Raw genomic sequence first — 18222 nt, forward strand, 5'->3', positions numbered from 1 at the left:
CATGATACGGTCGCTACACGTTGTAAATATCCACCGCCTCACGCATCATCGCCCCGCTTGCGCCAGGTTTTGCTAGCTTTGCAACAGCAACTCTCCTTTCAATATCACGTTCACCCGATCTGCCAGCGCATTCTGGTAACTGTCATGCCCATCCGTCATCGAACATCTCACCCCGTACCATTAATGCAATGACTGATACTCGAGCAATTACTGCACTCCGCAGTCTGAGTGTTGGATGAGCTACTCGCCGCCACGCCGTTGCTTCAGTGCTTCTTTAGACATAATGGGCACCGACTCGGCGTGTATCCCTTTGGGCAGCACAAGGTGGCTCACTATCTTGCGTGAAATAAACACCCGTCACCAGGGTCAGGTTCTAGCTTGCAGATAAGTAATGTCGGCGATCCACACTTGCTCCAGTGCCACCGGCGTGACCTGCTCTTGCCCCGCCTTGAGCAATTTGGGATGACGGTCGAAGCGGTGAAAACTGTGGGAGGTCTTGTAATACGCCTGCTTGGGCGGCACCAAGTCGCTCTTCAACGCACCAACGACAGCCTCAAAGAGCTGGGCCTCTTGGCTCATCAGCGCCAGCCGCTGCTCGAGCTTTTTAATACGTTGTTCGGGCGGGGTTAGACATGATGATACTCCTGCAGGCGCACACAGAGAATCCGTATGGCTCCAGTCCTGCCGACCATGTTTACGCAACCATACAAGAATGGTCGGGTTGCCCTGAATGCCATATCTAGCTTGTGCCTGCTGACAAGTCAGCTCACCTTTTTCAATCTGCTCGACCTGCGCCAGCGAGTAATCGCGTTGTGTCCGTTTCACACCTTGTCCCATCGGGTTCTCCATTTATGTGGGGAAAAGGTGTAAACCATATTCAAGACGGAACACTGCGGTAAAAAAGGGGATGGCCATACCATCCCCCTTTTTTATCAATATGTTAGTTAAACCAGTGAGTAACCTATACCCGACGATAGGGCAGGTAAACCGGCTCCCACATGTGGTTGAGGATATGCTGCTGCAGATCCTGACCGATCAGCGGGTGGGAGGGATCCCGGCGCACGATATCCTTGAGCACGGCGGTGGCCACATGCACCGAGATGCTGCGCAGCTCGCGAATGCGGGGATAGACGGCCCCTTTCGCCAGATCCACCTCACTCACGCACTCGGCCAGCGCAAAGGCAGCAGTAGTGAAGACATCGGGCGTGATCTCGCGGATCTGGCTGACAATGGCCGCCAGACCTACCCCGGGGAAGATAAAGACGTTATTGCCCTGCCCGACCCTGAACTCCTGCCCCTCGTAGCTCACATCCTTGAACGGACTACCGGTTGCAACGATCGCCTTGCCCTTGCTCCAGCGGTAGATATCCTCCGGCAGCGCTTCACAGTTGGCGGTCGGGTTGGAGAGCGGGAACACCATGGGGCGCTCGCAATGCTGCAGCATCAGCTGGATATGCTCTTCCTGGAAGGCACCGCCCGAGCCGCTGGTACCCAGCAACACGGTAATGGGCACATGACGCAGCACATCGGCCAGATTGGCCTTGCCGGGCACCTCGGTATCCCAACCCGCCAGCAGCAACCCTGGCTTGGCATAGCGGCGCTTGTACTCGTCGAGCCCGTCCCGGTTGTCGCACACCAGCCCCTGGGTATCCAGAATGTAGATGCGATCGCGGGCCGCCTGCGGATCCATCCCCTCGCGGATCATCCCCGCGCAGATCTGATCCGCGACGCCAACCCCACCGGCGCCAGCGCCGTAGACCAGATAGTTCTGCTGGCCCAGGGTCTCCCCCTTGACCTTGACCGCGCCTATGATACCGGCCAGCACCACGGCGCCGGTGCCCTGAATATCATCGTTGAATGACGGCAATGACTGCTGGTAGCGGGCCAGATTGTTGAAGGCGTTGGATTTGCTGAAGTCTTCCCACTGCAGCACGGCATTGGGGAAATGGCGCTTGACCCCCTGCACGAACTTGTCGATGAACTCTTCATACTCCTTGCCGCGAATACGCTTGTGCGGGCGGCCCAGATACATGGGGTCATCGAGCAGTTTCTGGTTGTCGGTGCCCACATCCAGCGCGATGGGCATGCAGCAGGCGGGGTGAATACCGGCACCCAGGGTATAGAGCGCCAGCTTGCCGATGGGGATGCCCATGCCGCCAACACCCTGGTCGCCGATCCCCAGAATGCCCTGGCTGTCGGTGACGACTATGATGCGGATCGATTTGGCATCGAAGTGGCGGGCCTGACTGCCCATGTCATCCACGTTGTCCGGGGTGATGTAGAGGCCGCGCGGCTTCTGGAAGCGGTGGCTGAACTCCTGGCACGCCTTGCCCACAGTCGGGGTATAGATGTAGGGAGTCATCTCCTCCACATGGCGTGACAACAGGGCATAAAACAGGGTTTCGTTGCGATCCTGCAGGGCACGCAGGTTCTGGTACTTCTCGATATCGCTGCAAGCGCTCTTGAACCCCTCATACACTCGCTCGAGCTGGGCTTCAAAGGTTTGTACCTGAGGCGGCAGCAAACCATCGAGATCAAAATCGGCCCGCTCCTGTTCGGTGAAGGCCGTGCCCTTGTTGAGGTATCGATTGTTAAGCAGATCAGTGCCGGTCAGTGCAACGGGGCGAAAATCCTGTCCCTGTGCATCTTTCCACAGCAGATATTGTCCGGTAGCCATAGTCATTCTCTTTGATTTACGTGAAATTGCCGTTCGGCAGGAGAGCAAGACTCATAATGAAATCAATCATATGACGTTTACTCGATCGGTTTTGTGAGCTTGGGCATACCCTGCGGCCAAAATAGGCGTCTGGCGGCCCCGGCGAGACAAATATCCACGGCAAGGAATGAGACTCATGTTAGCATTGCGGGCAACCCAGCCCCTTTCACCGCATCACAGCCGGGAGTGACCTGATGCCCTCGCCTCTGCCAGCCTGCGCCCCCTTCTTCCTGCCATGCGCCTGATCCCGCTGCTTGCTCTGTGGCTGTTTCTGACCAGCCAGTCGGCTCTCGCCGCACCGGGCCGGGTGCTCAACATCATCGTGGGTGAATGGCCCCCTTTCGTCTCCGAGCAGTCAAAACAGCACGGTCCAGTGGCCCACCTTATCAGCGATCTGTTCAAGGAGGCGGGCTATGAGGTGAAGTTCCACTTCGCCCCCTGGGGTCGGGTCTATTCGCTGGCGGCCAACAGCCAGCTCTACGACGCCACCGCCGTCTGGATGCACAAACCGGAGCGGGAGCTGGATTTTCTGTTCAGCGAAGCGGTGCTGCAGGAGCAGTTTGTCTTCTTCTCCCTCAAATCACGGCAGCTGCAGGCCGAGCGCCTTGAACAGATCATCGGCATGCGGTTGGGGGGCGATATCGCCTACAGCTACGGGCCCGAGCTGGACAAGATGGTGGCCGATGGCAAGGTAACCCAACAAAAAGTCACCGACGTGAAACAGAATTTCGGCAAGCTGCTGCGCGGACGGATCGACCTCTATCCACAAGAGCTGCGAGTCGGTCTGGCCGAGTTGCAGAGCCAGCTCGACCCCGCCAGCGCGGCACTCATCACCCACAGTCAGACCCCTTTTCTGCGCAACGACAGCTTCGTGATGTTCCCGCGCAAGATGCCGGATTCAGCCAAACTGCGGGATCAGTTCAATCAGCAGCTGCAGCAGGCCATCGCCAGCGGACGTTATAAGCGCTACTTCGAACGGCTGGCCCGGGGCGAATATTGACCTTAGCGAGGCAAAAACAGAGGGGATAAAACAACGGTGGCGGCCCTTTGTGGCCGCCACCTCTGTGATGCTTGTCAGCTGCTGGCATTAGCCGCTGATGCCCACCTCCAGCTTGAACGGCGTCTTGGCCTTGCTGCTCTCGGCCGCCCCCATCTGGTAGACCCGAATGGTATAAGTGCCCTTGGCGGGCAGGGTTGCCTCAAAGTTGTTCCCTTCGGTAGAACCGATAAACATCGCCTCCCCCTTGCTGCCCGGCGGCAGAATATTGAAGTAGGGCTTGCCGGTCAGGATCACCACCATGCTCTGGCCCTTGTTGGCCGTCAGCTTGTAATCGAGGGTCTGGCTACCCTGAATGGTGCCGTTGATAGTCGCCCCTGACTCCCCCTTCTTGAACTGCACCTGCTGAGTCTTGATCCCGTCAGCCGCCTGCGCCACGCCCGCAATACCACCGAAGAGCGCAGATGCACATACCGCTGCCAGCCATGCTTTTCTCATCATTTGTCATCCCTTGTGTGAATGGAACCCCTGTTACTGTTGCTCAAGGTGGCCCAAAAAACCATCGCCGTTTGCGGCATCGCTCAATCAATTTGCCATCACCATCGACCCGCCATCAAAAGGGGCGCCGCAGCGCCCCTTCTCTTTCCTCTTTGTCGACCATCAGCTTGATTTGCCCGCCTTGGGCTCATCGAGGGTGTGCTTCACCTCTTCATACCAGAGGTCGTGATGCTCCTTGGCCCAGGTCTCGTCCACCTCGCCGGTCACCATCCCCTCCAGCGCCCCTTCCAGCTGGAACAGACCCATGTAGATATGGAAGATAAAGCCGCAGATAAGGATCAAGGCGCCTACGATATGGATAAAGCTGGCCCACTCCATCTGACGGCGCAGCTGGCCGAAGATGGGGAAGTCGAGGAACAGCCCGGTCGCCACCACAATGCCGCCAAACCAGATCAGCAGCCAGAAGATCGCCTTCTCGCCACCGTTGGAGAAGCCCGCCGAGGGGTGACTCCCCTTGTGCTTGCCGAGCATGCCGCCAAACTTCATGAACCACTGCACATCCACCATGTTGACGATGTTGTGGCGGAACCACTTGATGAGCACCCCCATCAGGCAGAGGAAGAAGAGCGGCCCCACGTAGTTGTGGAACACCTTGGCAAACCAGATCCAGTTCTCCCACACCCCGAGGCTCACCACCGGCTTGATGAAGTACTTGCCGTAGATGATGGCCAGCCCCGACCCGGAGAGGGTCAGGAACATGGCCGCCGTGGTCCAGTGCAGCGCCCTATCCAGCCTGCTCCAGCGCTTGAGCTTGCGCCCGGTGCGCGGTTTGGAGAGCTTGGTTTGCCCCACCACCAGGTACATCAGACCGCACATGGCCAAGGATCCGAAGATGGCGATGGCACCGAGCGGCGACACCCACTTGGTCTTCACCTCGAACCAGAGCTGGCCCGGCACCGAGATCAGTACCCCGTGCTCCGGCGAGCGGGAGGTGGTCACCCCCTCCTGCCCATCCTTCACCGCCCGCCAGTAGTCGGCGCCGGCAAAGCCAACCGCCTCTTTCTCGGCATCGGCGAAACTTGCGGTACTCACCAGCAGCAGAGCAGCAAACAGGGCCATTAGCCAGGTTTTCATGCCGCCCCTCCCTGCTTGTTCAGCTTGCTGGCATCGTGGAACAGCTCATCGCCATTACCCCAAGCCGCATCCTTGGCACCACGATAGGCAACCCGCTCGCGGAAGATATCGGAGATCACCTGCGCATCCCCCGCCAGCAGTGCCTTGGTGGAGCAGAGCTCGGCACACATGGGCAGCTTGCCCTCGGCGATGCGGTTGGCACCGTACTTCTGGCGCTCCGCTTCGCTGTGATCCTCTTCCGGGCCACCGGCGCAGAAGGTGCACTTGTCCATCTTGCCCCGATCGCCAAAGGCGGCGGTCTTCGGGAACTGGGGCGCCCCGAACGGGCAGGCAAACAGGCAGTAGCCGCAACCGATGCAGAGATCCTTGTTGTGCAGCACGATGCCGTCGTCGGTGTGATAGAAGCAGTCGGCCGGGCAGACCGCCATGCAGGGGGCGTCGGTGCAGTGCATGCAGGCGACCGAGATGGAGGTCTCCCCCGGCAGGCCGTCGTTGAGGGTCACCACCCGGCGGCGCTGGATGCCCCACTCGAGGGCATCGTCGTTCTCGTTCTTGCACGCCGTCACACAGCCGTTGCACTCGATGCAGCGCTTGGTGTCACACATGAATTTCATTCTGGCCATGGGATCAGGCTCCTACTTTGCGAAAACGGCACAGGGTGACCTTGGTCTCCTGCATCTGGGTGACCGGGTCATAACCATAGGTGGTGACTATGTTGACCGACTCCCCCAGCACATAGGGGTCAGACCCTTCCGGATATTTGGATCGCAGATCCTTGCCCTCGAAGTGGCCGCCGAAGTGGAACGGCATAAAGGCGAGCCCCGGTTTGACCCGCGGGGTCACCAGCGCCTTCACTTTCACTCTGCCTCCTTCCGGCCCCTCCACCCACACATCCTGACCGTCGCGCACACCGACGTCGTTGGCATCCGCCGGGTTCATCTCGACGAACATCTCCTGCTGCAATTCAGCCAGCCAGGGGTTGGAGCGGGTCTCATCGCCGCCCCCCTCGTATTCGACCAGACGGCCGGAGGTGAGAATGATCGGGAACTCCTTGCTGACATCCTTCTCCTGCACCGAGGCGTACTGGGTCGGCAGGCGCCACAGGCTCTTCGAATCAGGCCAGGTGGCGTAGTCGGCCAGCAAGTCGCGGCGCGGGGTGTAGAGCGGCTCGCGGTGCTTGGGCACCTGATCCGGGAAGGTCCACACCACGCAGCGCGCCTTGGCGTTGCCGTAGGGGACGACGCCGTGCTTGATGGCCACCCGCTGGATACCGCCGGAGAGGTCGGTCTTCCAGTTCTTGCCCTCGGCCTCTTTCTTTTCGGCCTCTGTCAGTTCATCCCACCAGCCGAGCTGCTTCATCAAGTCGGCAGTGATCTCGGGATAGCCGTCTTCCACCTCACTTCCCTTCGGCCAGGAGTCTTCGGCGAGCAGCGAGACGCCCTGATACTCGATGCCGAAGCGGGCGCGGAAACCGCCGCCCCCTTCCGACACCGGAATGCTGGTGTCGTAGAGGATATGGCTGCCGGGATGTTTCATCTCCGGGGTGCCCCAGCAGGGCCAGGGTAGACCGTACACTTCGCCACTGACCGGGCCGCCCTCGGCCTTGAGGTTGGTCTTGTGGAAGGTGTGCCAGTTCTGCTGGTGCGCCTTGAGCCGCTCCGGGCTCTGGCCGGTGTAGCCCACGCTCCACATGCCGCGGTTATATTCGCGAGTGATGTCTTCCAAGAGCGGCTGGTTGTTCTCCACCTTGATGTGCTTGAACAACTGGTCGGCAAAGCCGAGCTTCTTGCTCAGCAGATACATGATCTCGTGGTCGACCTTGGATTCGAACAGGGGTTCTATCACCTTGTCACGCCACTGCATGGAGCGGTTGGTGGCGGTGACGGAACCATAGGTCTCGAACTGGGTGGTGGCCGGCAGCAGGTAGACGCCGTCGGTGCGATCGTTCATCACCGAGGCGACGGTGGGGTACGGGTCGACAATCACCATCATGTCGAGCTTTTGCATCGCCTTCTTCATTTCCGGGCCGCGGGTCTGGGAGTTGACCGCATGGCCCCAGTAGAACATGGCGCGGATGTTGGAGCCCTGCTCGATCAGATCGGCGTTCTCCAGCACACCATCCACCCAGCGGGAGACCGGAATGCCGTTGTTGTTCATCGGCAACTTGCCGTTGTAGGCCTTGTTGTCGAAGCGCGCCTTGATCCACTCGTAGTCGACATCCCACACCCGGGCCCAGTGCTTCCAGGAGCCCTCTTCCAGCCCGTAGTAGCCGGGCAGAGAGTCGGAGGTGACGCCAAAATCGGTGGCGCCCTGCACGTTGTCGTGACCGCGGAAGATGTTGGTGCCCGCCCCGCTCTTGCCCACGTTGCCGAGGGCCAGTTCGAGGATGCAGTATGCGCGGGTATTGTTGTTGCCGGTGGTGTGCTGGGTACCGCCCATGCACCAGACCACGCAGCCGGGACGGTTGTCGGCCAGCAGCTTGGCGGCGCCATGAACCTGCTGCTCGTTGAGGCCGGTCACCCGCTCAACTTCCGCCGGAGTCCAGCGCGCCACCTCTTTTTGCACCTCGTCCATGCCGTAGACGCGGGTGCGGATGAACTCCTTGTCTTCCCAGCCGTTCTTGAAGATGTGCCAGAGCATGCCCCAGATAAAGGCGACGTCGGTGCCCGGACGCAATGAGAGGTACATGTCCGCCTTGGCGGCGGTGCGGGTACGGCGCGGGTCGACCACCAAAATCTTGCAGCCGTTGCGCTCTTTCGCCAGCAGGATGTGCTGCATGGCGACCGGGTGGGCCTCCGCCGGGTTGGAGCCGATAAACATGATCGACCTGCTGTTGTGCATGTCGTTCAGGCTGTTGGTCATGGCGCCGTAGCCCCAGGTGTTGGCGACGCCAGCGACCGTGGTGGAGTGGCAGATCCGCGCCTGGTGATCCACGTTGTTGGTGCCCCAAAGCGACGCCATCTTGCGAAACAGGTAGGCCTGCTCGTTGGAGTGCTTGGCTGAGCCGAGCCAGTAGACGCTGTCGGGGCCGGACTCCTTGCGCAGGCGCAGCACTTCGTTGCCCACCTCTTCGATGGCCTGATCCCAGCTGATGCGCTGCCACTTGCCGCCCACCAGCTTCATCGGGTACTTGAGGCGACGCTCACCGTGGCCATGCTCGCGCAGGGCCGCACCCTTGGCGCAGTGACCGCCAAGGTTGAAGGGGTGATCAAACGCCGGCTCCTGACCGGTCCAGACGCCGTTCTGCACCTCGGCATAGACGCCGCAGCCCACCGAGCAGTGGGAACAGATGGTACGCTTCACCTCGACCGGTACTCCGGCCGCCACAGTTTTGGCTTCGGCCCGCTGCATCATGGCTGGGGCCAGCCAACCGGCGGCCACGGCGCCACCGGCCACCAGACCCGAGTTGACCATAAAGGCGCGGCGGGTCAGCCCCTGACCGCGAATGGCCTCATTGCCCTGCTCGCCCACTTGGGGCTGCTCGGCACGTTTTGTCAGTTTCATGAGTTCTCCTTCACTGATCCGGCTCAGTCGGTGCCGCGCAGGGTGCGATAAAAGTCGTGAACATGGGGGGTCTCCCGATAGCCCTTGTCAGGCTCGGTGTCGTGGATCAGCACCTCTTTGCCCACCACCCGACCGGTGGCACCGGCCAGCACGCCTATGGTGGCGACCACGCCAACTCCCTTGATCAGATTGCGGCGGGACGGGTCTTTCAGCTGTTCATCGCTCATTCTTGTGACCTCTGTTGTTGTTCTTGCTGGCGCCTGCGCGCCAGCTTCGCGTCCAATGGGATATCTCGTCTGCTCGTTTTGTTATGTGCAGCTCTTGTTATGCGCAGATAAGAGCATTCAGCCCGGCACCACGCAGGCGCCAAACGGCAGGCGCAATTCGTTTTCCAGCTTGAAGAAATCTTCGGCAAGGGCGCCGACCGCCCGGTAGAAGCTGCCCCCTTTCGCCTGTTGCTGATCGCGGCAGCAGGCGAGTACCCAGGGGGCAAGGTGGCGCTCATAGAAGCGGTTGCGCTCCGGGTGCTGCTCGCCAATCAGTACCGCCATCACCTCACAGAGGGCGGCGAGATGATCTTCCGGCTCGCACACTCCGCTCTGGCGCTCGAAACCCAGCGACTGCAGATCTGCGCGCAGCACCGCCAGCGGCAGCTCCATCAATGAGCCGGTGAGATACCAGGAAGCAAACGGCACGATCTCCCCGCGCCCCAGCCCGATAAAGAGCTCCTGATACTCCTCGGCAAGCTCGTTTTCGTGGTGGCTGCTGGCCGCCAGCTGCACCAGCCCCAGCCCTCTGGCAAAGGGGCCCGGCATCGGCTGCAACCCTTGCAGCCAGCCGAGCTGTTCGCCACGGGGGGCGGCGCGCCAGAGGCTTGCCAGCAGGGCGTAGAGATCGGCGCTGCTCTGTTCCAGTTCGGTCATGGTCAGTTCGCCCGCCTTTTCGTTATGTTGTTCACTCATCACTGGCCCTCACACCTTGAGCTGGGAGACGGGATCCGCCGCCAGCGCCGCAAACACATCCTTGACCCGACAGTCCTCGCACATCAGCAGCCGCTGGGCGGCCTCGTTCTGGAAGTGGGAGTGACCGGCCAGTTTTTGCTGGATGCGGCGGATCATCGAGGCGGGCGCGAACGGCTTGGAGCAGCGAATGCAGCAGGCCGCCTCTTCGGCTTTGAGGCTCTGGACGGCGCGGCGCACCTCGGGCACGGGTTGCAGGCGGGGCACCAGCACGATGGCCTGCTCGGGGCACGCCTTTTCACACATGCCGCACTGGATGCAATCCTGCTCGATAAAGTTGAGGCCCGGCGTATGGCCCACCGCATGCAGGGCGCGGCTCGGGCAGACCGCCACACAGCCCATGCAGAGGGTGCAGTCAGCGTCTTTCAGCTCCACACTGCCGTATGGGGCGCCATGAGGTACCGCCAGCGGCTCGCAGCGCCCTTCGTTGGCCTGCCAGAGGGCATCGAATGCGGCAAACAGGTTCTCCCGTTTGTCCCCTTTCAGCGGCTTCTCCAGCAGGGCAACGGTGGGCTGGCCGGAAACAGGCTCACCAGCATCTGCGTCAAACAGAGCAATGCGATCGGCAGCAAGCCCAGCACCCGCCAACAGCACGGCGGCGCTCGCCAGCTCCCGCTCAACCAATGCCCGCACACTTGCGGGAGCATCATCACCGAGCGCAATGCACACCGCACTGGCGCCATAGGCGAGGGCGGCGAACCAGCTCTCGATACCCAAACTCGCGCTCTCCTCCACCCAGACTGGCAGCCAGTTGGCAGGCAAACGGGTGAGTTCGGCTTCCACCCATTCGCGCTCGTTTTCGCCGGCGATCAGCAGTCGAGGCGCTTCGCCGCCCGCATCCCGGTAGTGCTTGAGCAATCGGAACAGATAGTCGCCGCTGGTGTTGGCGTCGGGCTGGTGATAGGCAATCGCCCCAGTCGGACAGGCCGAGGCGCAGCTACCAAAGCCCTGACAGAGATGGGGATCGATCTGGATCCGACCATTGACGGGCTTGAGGGCATCGGTCGGGCAGACATCGAGACAGCGGCTGCAACCGGGCACGCCGCGGGCGGTGAAGGCGCACGCCTCGGGGTCGAGGCGAAAATAGCGCGGTTTATCGAAAATACCGGTCAGTGCACAGAGCTCGGCAAGCCGTGCGGCCAGCACATCGTCATCAACCAGATGCAGATAGCCGACCGGCGGGCGCTCCAGCGCAAACAGCGGGGCGCGGCCCAGATCGGCCACCAGGTCAAAGCGCGGTTCCCGTGGCTGTTCACTGACAGCAGCCGCTTGTTGTGGAAAGCCTTGTTGTGGGAAGCAAAGCGCCGCCAGATTAACCCGCGCCCCCTGCCCATTGAGGCCGGTGAGCTGGAACTGGCCCAGATACCCTGTCAGGCTCGGTTCGCGCAGGGTCAGGGCCGCAAGGGATGCGGTGGCATCAAAAATGGTTTCGAGATCTGCCGCCTCGGCATAGTGGACCGCTTCGGTCACCAGCAGGGTGGGCTTCACCCCGGCGGGCAGCAGGCTGGCGGCGCGGCGAATGCGATCTTCCGGGCCGACCAGCAGCAGGCGCCCCTGACTCTGGTAAGAGACAGTGGCCGGGATCAGGTTGTCGGTCTTGACCGTATGCTGCAGGGCATAGGCGCGAGCGCGCGCGTTATGCTCGGCCGCCTCGCGGGCCAGATTTGGCAATGTTTGTTCAGTGCTCACATACGCTCCTGTGCGCGCCACCTCATGGGATGGGCGCTTGTTGGTAAGCCGAGAGAGCAAGAGGCGAGCCAACTCCCCCGGAAAAAAAGTGACTGGCAGGGAGTCAGGATCCTGAGGGTTCCATTCCCCCACCTTTGGTTGGGACATTTTGTCCACCACAGGAAACCAAAATGTCCCGATCGTCGATGTGGGTTTGAGAATGGTTATCAGCCAGCTCGTCGGCGGCAGGTTCGCTGACAACCACCACCGGTTCAGCGGATCCGCTGGCCGGATTGGCCATCTCGCTCTCCGGGGCGGTTACCTGATCCACCAGCCAATTGCGTAGCTCGGCGGTCAGGGCCGCGGGCAGCAATTCGGGCTGGCTGAAATCCTGGGTGTAGTCGTCGAGCCCATCCGGTTTATGGCTGCGAAACATGGCCCGCAGCGCCTCCTTGTCGGGGAGCTTGGCCTTGCCAGGCTGGGGTGTTGTTAGCTGCGGTTCGCCACTCTCTGCCCCCTCAACGGCAAGAGGTTCACAGCCCCCCTTGTTAGTGCTGACTACGGGGCTATCCAGCGTGGCATCAGGAATTTCACCTTCGCCACTGCCTTCAATGGGGGCGGCAACCGCCTCGGGGCTAACCTCTTCCCATGGCTGCAATGCCTGATGCTTGCGCGCCTCACTCTTGCGAGACGACCAGCGTTTGAGGAACTCACTCATGGGCACTGTTTCCGGCCTTGTTTACGGCACAAGTTCCGGCGTCGCTGCCACGCTCGCGGCCATCGGGGCCGGTGGCTTTCACGGCGCCGCAGCTGGCTTGATCTACCGTATCGACACCGAGCTGATCCTGCGCCCGCCCCTTGCCCTTCTTGCCCTTGCGACGGGCCTCCAGCAGCTCGCCGTGACGGCCGATAAAGGCCTCCACCCAGGCTTGCAGCGCCTCGGGCAGCGGGCAGGAGAGCACCTGCCGCTCGCCATCCATATAGGCGGCGGCCACGGTCTGGCTCAAAGTCAGGCCATCGGCCACAAAGCCACTGTCCACGCGGCTTCCGGTCACAAAGAGGCGGGGCGAGCCGGAGCTCAGATTGAAGCGATAATCACCCCGCTCGTCGCGAAACAGGGTAAGGGGCAAGGCACCGGCAGCCTCAGGTTCGGCGGGGTGGAGCGCCGCAATCTCGAAACGGCGGCTCTGCCAGCGGCCAACCTGGCTGTCGATGGCCTTTAACTCCAGTTGCAGCCAGCGCTGCGGGGGCAAGGTATTGGTTGTCTCTTGCACTGTCACGGCTCCCATCAGAAGGTCTCTGCCGGGCCGCCCTCCCCCATGAACCACCCAGTTCGGGGTGGATCAGGGCAGGAGTTTTATGGCGGCCACGGCCATCAATGGGATAAGACTTAGCAAGAGTGGGGCCAAGGCGGGATGTGGCTTTCTTTCGAGGAGAGCAGGATACGTAGCACTTCCAATACGCGACCGTTCGAATACACTTCGCTATTCGAATCTACAGCCCTACGTTTTGCCAAAAAGGTAGGTATTCCAAGTTTTATAAAATATTTGGTTACACCTGTTTTGGACTGGCGGATTAGCTCTAACTTGATGTAACATGCCCCATACGACACCCATAAAAATAAATGCAAGAAATTGCTTGCCAATAAAAAGCATCGGCAACTGCAATTCACTGATGGGAGTCATGATGTTGGTGAGATGAAAATTGATTTAAAATATGAGAGGTCAGATTATATATCTGCTCTTTGATATAAATAATTATCTCACTTTTAACAAGAAAACTAAAAGATGGATTATAACAATGAAGTTTAACACTAAAAAAGTTTTGGCATTCTCTACAGCATTATTGTTAAATAATTCCGCCTCTGCTGGCGACTTCTATATACATGATTCTTTTAGCTCAAATTCACTATCCAACTGGAATATCTACAACCAAACCTCCGAAAAATCTGACATAAAAGAGGAAAATAGCTCTCTAAAAATTGTCACTCGGAACCCGCTGAAGGATTTCAAATTTTCTGGTGTATCAAAAACGTTTGAACCAAAGAGAAATATTTCTTTGAGCACCGTTGTGCAAGGCGATTTTTCAAATTTATCCAACATCAACCCCAGGGCTTACATTCAAATTTCTAATCTAGATGAAACAGAGGGAACATCCCTTGTTATCGGTAGAGATGGGGATAATTTCTGGGTTTCACAAGTTTGTATAAATAATAATGGATGCCTCCCACCCAAAGGACGTTATAGCAATATGTCAAAACTTCGACTCTCGATCATGAAAGTCGATGACATGATTAGAATGTATGTGAATGGCGACTTGGTTTATAGTGGCACGACGTCTTTGCAAGAAGTGAGTAAGGTTGTGTTGGGGGCGGGGGGAGCTAATACACCATATACTTTCCCTGTTTATTTCAATGAGTTCAGCTTGCATAGCGGAAACTAGTTTGATTTTTTAATTAACTGGGCCTTACATAGGTTAACAAAACCTACTTTTAAGGCCCTCTTCTTTATTTGTTACGTGCTGTAAAAATAATCTTCTATATCTCGGTCCACTTAATAGGTATCCAGCGGACTATCCCTTCCCCATCATATTAAGTAAGCTCTATAACCCAGCTCGTTAATCTTCTCGGTGTGGATAATTCCTGTTTCATCAAGGTCATAGGTTAAACCTGTGCCTCGTTTGAAAGTAATCTGGAACAAAACTTGCTGTATCCCTTCCCTTAGATCCCGGCAACCGGTCGCGAGGGGCCCATGACACCGACCTTTATCAAAAGCAATGCTGCCGCCCAGCTCACCATGGCCGTCGAGGTGATGGATGAACAGGGCACGATGAACACCCGCCAAATCGCCTGTGAGCGGCCACTGACGGTCTACCTCAACTGGAAGGAAATCGTAACCCTGATGACGCTGGGGGCTCGCCCCGAGGCTCTGGTGCTGGGTTATCTGAAAAATCAGGGCTTTATCGAGGATATTGCGGCCATCGAGTCGGTGATCGTCGACTGGGAGAGCGAGGCCGCCGCCGTGGTGAGCAGCCAGCAGGCCGCCGATCTCGACAAATCCCTGGAGAAGAAGACGGTCACCTCCGGCTGCGGTCAGGGCACCATGTATGGCAGCGTGATGAAGAAGCTCGAAGGGGTGGTCTTGGCGGCGCCTGAGCTTAAACAGAGCACCCTCTACGCCCTGCTGAAAGCCCTGTCAGCCCATAACGAAACCTACAAGATGGCGGGTGCGGTGCATGGCTGCGCCATCTGTCGCGGCGCCGAAATCCTCTCCTTTGTCGAGGACGTGGGGCGCCACAATGCGGTGGATACTCTGGCGGGCGAGCTCTGGATGCGCGGCGAGAGCGGCCACGACAAGATCTTCTACACCACAGGGCGGCTCACCTCGGAGATGGTGATCAAGGTAGCGCAGATGGGCATTCCAGTGCTGCTGTCGCGCTCCGGCGTCACCCAGATGGGGCTGGATCTGGCCCGCCAGCTCGGCATCACCATGATTGCCCGCGCCAAGGGGCGCCACTTCGAGGTATTCAGCGGCCACGACCATCTCGTGCTGGACGAGAAGCCGCCGGTGCTGGCACCCAGTTCGGCCGGTCGCGGGATGCGGGACTAAGCCATGAATGAATTTATGAACGTGAAGCAGGTGGCCGAATACCTCGATCTCAACGAGAAGAAGGTCTACCAGCTCGCCAACGAGGCGCGTATCCCCGCCACCAAGGCGACCGGCAAGTGGCTGTTTCCGCGCTCCCTGCTCGATCGCTGGCTGCTCGGCAGCTGCCACGAGGGGGTAATGAACGACCGCCTGCTGCTGGCGGGCTCGGACGATGTGCTGCTGCACTACGCCAGCAGCCGCTTGGCCCAGCAGCTCGGCACCCAGGCACTGGTAGGTTACACCCCGTGCGGCACCCGTCAGGGGCTGGCGATGCTGGCGCGCGGCCATGTGGATCTCTGCGCCATCCACTGGGGCCAGGCCGAGGAGGCCCACCTGCGCCACCCGGCGCTGGTGCAGCAATATCAGGGCCACCGGCAATGGGTGATCGTTCATGGATTTCGGCGGGTGCAGGGGCTGGTGCTGCGCCAGGGGCTGCAACCCAAGGAGGCGAAAGAGGCGCTCGACTGGCGCTGGGCCATGCGCCAGGAGGGGGCCGGCAGCCAGCGCGCCCTGCAGGAGTGGCTGCAAACCCAGGGTGAGTCGCTGACCCGGCTGGAGCGCACTATCGAGGTCAACAGCGAGCGGGAGCTGGCCGCCGCCATCAGCCGCGGCGATGCCGATGTCGGGCCCGGCGCCCAGAGCACCGCCACCGAGTTCGGCCTCGACTTCATGCCGCTCTCCCAGGAGTGCTTCGATCTGGTGATGCCGCAGGGTGTCTTCTTTCGCACCCTGCTGCAGCAGCTGATCGGCTGGCTGCAATCCCCCGAGGGGCGTGAGCTGGCGGCCCGCCTTGGCGGCTATGACCTGACCCAGAGCGGCAAGCTGGTGTGGAGCCCGCAGTAAATAACCACTCACCCACAGACAAAACAGCCCGCCAACCATATTGACGGGCTGTTTTTATCACGGGCCTTTTTTAAGCAGCATCAATCGCTTGTCTCACGCCCCTCGGCATTGAGCGCAATGCGCCACCCTTCCAGTTTCGCGGGCTCGCTGCCGCTGGGCAGCAGGGCGTGGCTGCGCAGCCGTACGGTAAAGCAGCTCCCCTGCCCCGGGGTAGAGTCCACCAGCAGCTCCCCACCCCAGCGGCTGATGATGCGGTGGCTCAGGGCCAGCCCCAGACCGGTGCCGGTAGCGCGGGTGGTGAAGAAGGGGTCGAAGATCTTGTCGATAATGGCCGCCTCAATGCCGCTGCCGTTGTCGATCACCCGCACTTCGGCCCCGCGCAGCTGACCCAGTTCATCGACCCAGTCGCGACTCTCGACCCGGATCTCCCCCTGCTCTCCCAGCGCGTGGCTGGCATTGACCAGGAGGTTGATCAGCACTTGCAACAGCTGCTGGCGGTCCGCCTCGATGGGCTGCTGGGCCCTGAGGTCGGCCACCAGCTCCACCTGCTGCTGACGCAGGGCGGAGCGCACCAGGGTCAGACTCTCCTCAATGATGGGGTTGAGGTGCTGCCACACCGGCGCCGTCTCGTAATCGCCGGGGCGAGAGTATTGCAGCAAGCTGCGGGTGATGGCGCGAATCCGCTCGATCTGGGCCAGCACCAGCGCCAGCTCCTCGCTGACCGGCTCGGCCGCCTCCCCCAGCTCCAGCTTCATCAGCTCCACATTGCCGAGGATCACCGCCAGCGGGTTGTTGATCTCGTGGGCCACCCCGGCCGAAAGTTCGCCAAGGGCTGCCAGCTTCTCGCTGATGAGCAGTTGCTGGCGCGCCTCGGTCAGCATATGAATATGATCTTCCAACTCCGCAGTCTTGAGCTCGAGGCTTTGGGTCCGCTCGGCCACCTTCTGCTCCAGCTCGTCGGCGCTACGGGCCATCTGCTGCTGATGCGCCTCCTGCCTGTCCAGCATGGCATCGAACTGGCGACCGAGCTGGGCCAGCTCATGGTCGGGATCGAGCGCCAGCGGACCGATTCGAGCGGACTCCCCGGCCTGCACCTGCCGCACCACCTTGTGCATCCGCTCGATAGGGGAGAAGAGATCCCGCGCGCCGCGATAGACCAGCAGGCCGGAGAGCAGCAACAGCAGCACTACGCCGGAACCCAGCTCCACCAGATTGGTGAGGTAGGTGCGGATAATGGGCCACTCGAGAAAGCCCACATAGAGCATGCCGATCCGCTCGCCCCTGGCTCCCAGCAGCGGCTCGTAGCCAGATACATACCAGGCGTCGTGAACGAAGGCGCGGTCAACCCACATCTCCCCTCGCCCCAGCACCTGTTCGCGCACTGGCGGCGAGACCCGGGTACCCACCGCCCGACCCACCTGACGGCTACTGCTGACCGGTACGTTGGTGCTCACCCGCAGATCGTCGAGAAACAGGGTGACGGTGCCGACGCTGCCATCCGGCAGGGTATTTTTGGCAAACACCTGCCCCTTGAGCTCATCCACCAGCCGGGTGCTGCCGTTGACAAGCTCGCCCCCCTCCAGCACGGCCCAAAGGGAGCCGTCGCGGCCCATCACCGGCGTCAGTGAGAGGCTGATCAATCCCCTGTTCTCCACCACCCTGGTGCCATCCCGCTGCCACAGCACGGCCCGCTTGGCCAGTTGCGGGGAGAGGGCGAGCATCTCCTGCTGCGACCAGACCACGAAGTGGCTGACGCTGCGTCCGGCCGTGAGGGCGGCGCGCTCTTGCGCCGTCAGCTGATCCAGCTCGGGGCCGCGGCGCAAGCGCAGAAAATCGAGACCATAGTTGGCCGCCAGCGGCATCACCCAGTCATGCAGCTGATCCGGCGATTCCCGCAGCCGAAGCTGAAAGGCCCAGGCATCGCGCAGATGCTCCAGATGCTCGGTCTGGCGCTGCTGCTGCACCGTGATGGCGTGGTGGGCCACCCCGAGATCGCTGCGCACCGTGGTGAGCAGGTTCTGCCAGCTGTAGGTGAGGGTCCAGTAGAGGGTGAGCGCAATCATGCCCACCAGAGTGAGCATGATGGGTACCGAGGTGAGCAGCAGCAGGCGCCAGCGCACTTTGGTGCGCACGCAACGGGGCAACAGGGCGCGCATGCAGCGGGAGAGCAGGGTCAGTTTCATCGCCACCCCATCC

At 60.5% G+C, this 18222-nt stretch carries 15 protein-coding genes and 1 pseudogene; 4 read left to right on the forward strand and 12 right to left on the reverse strand.

Annotation, left to right across the window (positions count from 1 at the left end; genetic code table 11):
• Positions 1–13: 13 nt before the first annotated feature.
• A pseudogene (locus tag ACB042_RS07190) lies at positions 14–837 on the reverse strand (hypothetical protein).
• A 124-nt stretch (positions 838–961) separates the two neighbouring features.
• The gene (locus ACB042_RS07195; protein ID WP_058055721.1) at positions 962–2677 is read right to left on the reverse strand and encodes an NAD-dependent malic enzyme; all 1716 of its coding nucleotides are present in this window, start codon (positions 2675–2677) and stop codon (positions 962–964) included.
• 274 nt (positions 2678–2951) lie between these two features.
• Between ACB042_RS07195 and ACB042_RS07200 the strand changes: the two genes are divergently transcribed.
• Positions 2952–3716 (forward strand): ABC transporter substrate-binding protein, encoded by a 765-nt coding sequence (locus ACB042_RS07200; protein ID WP_144715932.1) that lies wholly within the window; start codon positions 2952–2954, stop codon positions 3714–3716.
• Between the two features lie 87 nt (positions 3717–3803).
• Here the strand turns inward: ACB042_RS07200 and ACB042_RS07205 are convergent, their stop codons facing one another.
• The 9 genes from ACB042_RS07205 to ACB042_RS07245 all read right to left on the reverse strand — a co-directional run bounded on the left by ACB042_RS07205 (position 3804) and on the right by ACB042_RS07245 (position 12825).
• Positions 3804–4214 (reverse strand): hypothetical protein, encoded by a 411-nt coding sequence (locus ACB042_RS07205; protein WP_013723543.1) that lies wholly within the window; start codon positions 4212–4214, stop codon positions 3804–3806.
• Between the two features lie 159 nt (positions 4215–4373).
• The gene (locus ACB042_RS07210; protein ID WP_005334792.1) at positions 4374–5345 is read right to left on the reverse strand and encodes a formate dehydrogenase subunit gamma; all 972 of its coding nucleotides are present in this window, start codon (positions 5343–5345) and stop codon (positions 4374–4376) included.
• Complete coding sequence (gene fdh3B / locus ACB042_RS07215) at positions 5342–5968, reverse strand: formate dehydrogenase FDH3 subunit beta (RefSeq protein ID WP_005334799.1); 627 nt, start codon at positions 5966–5968, stop codon at positions 5342–5344. The genes ACB042_RS07210 and fdh3B overlap by 4 nt, the downstream gene beginning before the upstream one ends.
• Positions 5969–5972: 4 nt before the next feature.
• Positions 5973–8849, reverse strand: a complete 2877-nt coding sequence (locus ACB042_RS07220; protein WP_371178141.1) for a formate dehydrogenase subunit alpha — start codon at positions 8847–8849, stop codon at positions 5973–5975.
• 23 nt (positions 8850–8872) lie between these two features.
• Positions 8873–9076 (reverse strand): transcriptional initiation protein Tat, encoded by a 204-nt coding sequence (locus ACB042_RS07225; protein WP_371178142.1) that lies wholly within the window; start codon positions 9074–9076, stop codon positions 8873–8875.
• A 117-nt stretch (positions 9077–9193) separates the two neighbouring features.
• Positions 9194–9811, reverse strand: coding sequence for a molecular chaperone (locus tag ACB042_RS07230; protein WP_100653243.1), 618 nt, complete (start codon positions 9809–9811; stop codon positions 9194–9196).
• A gap of 9 nt (positions 9812–9820) precedes the next feature.
• Complete coding sequence (locus ACB042_RS07235) at positions 9821–11557, reverse strand: 4Fe-4S binding protein (protein ID WP_371178143.1); 1737 nt, start codon at positions 11555–11557, stop codon at positions 9821–9823.
• A gap of 103 nt (positions 11558–11660) precedes the next feature.
• On the reverse strand, positions 11661–12254 hold the full coding sequence (locus tag ACB042_RS07240; protein ID WP_371178144.1) for a DUF3306 domain-containing protein: 594 nt from the start codon (positions 12252–12254) through the stop codon (positions 11661–11663).
• Complete coding sequence (locus ACB042_RS07245; protein ID WP_279505546.1) at positions 12247–12825, reverse strand: DUF3305 domain-containing protein; 579 nt, start codon at positions 12823–12825, stop codon at positions 12247–12249. The genes ACB042_RS07240 and ACB042_RS07245 overlap by 8 nt, the downstream gene beginning before the upstream one ends.
• Positions 12826–13336: 511 nt before the next feature.
• On the opposite strand from ACB042_RS07245, the gene ACB042_RS07250 reads away from it, so the two are divergent.
• The 3 genes from ACB042_RS07250 to ACB042_RS07260 all read left to right on the forward strand — a co-directional run bounded on the left by ACB042_RS07250 (position 13337) and on the right by ACB042_RS07260 (position 16026).
• On the forward strand, positions 13337–13978 hold the full coding sequence (locus ACB042_RS07250) for a hypothetical protein (RefSeq protein WP_371178145.1): 642 nt from the start codon (positions 13337–13339) through the stop codon (positions 13976–13978).
• Between the two features lie 308 nt (positions 13979–14286).
• Positions 14287–15144: a formate dehydrogenase accessory sulfurtransferase FdhD gene (locus ACB042_RS07255; protein ID WP_371178146.1), complete on the forward strand. Its 858-nt coding sequence runs from the start codon at positions 14287–14289 to the stop codon at positions 15142–15144.
• Positions 15145–15159: 15 nt separating this feature from the next.
• Entirely contained in the window at positions 15160–16026 is an 867-nt protein-coding gene (locus tag ACB042_RS07260; protein ID WP_162519626.1) for a helix-turn-helix transcriptional regulator, read from the forward strand.
• Between the two features lie 80 nt (positions 16027–16106).
• On the opposite strand, the gene ACB042_RS07265 is transcribed toward ACB042_RS07260, so the two are convergent.
• Entirely contained in the window at positions 16107–18209 is a 2103-nt protein-coding gene (locus tag ACB042_RS07265; protein WP_162519652.1) for a HAMP domain-containing sensor histidine kinase, read from the reverse strand.
• Between the last annotated feature and the right edge of the window lie 13 nt (positions 18210–18222).

The organism is Aeromonas sp. S13(2024) (genome assembly GCF_041402405.1).
GTDB lineage: Bacteria > Pseudomonadota > Gammaproteobacteria > Enterobacterales > Aeromonadaceae > Aeromonas > Aeromonas veronii.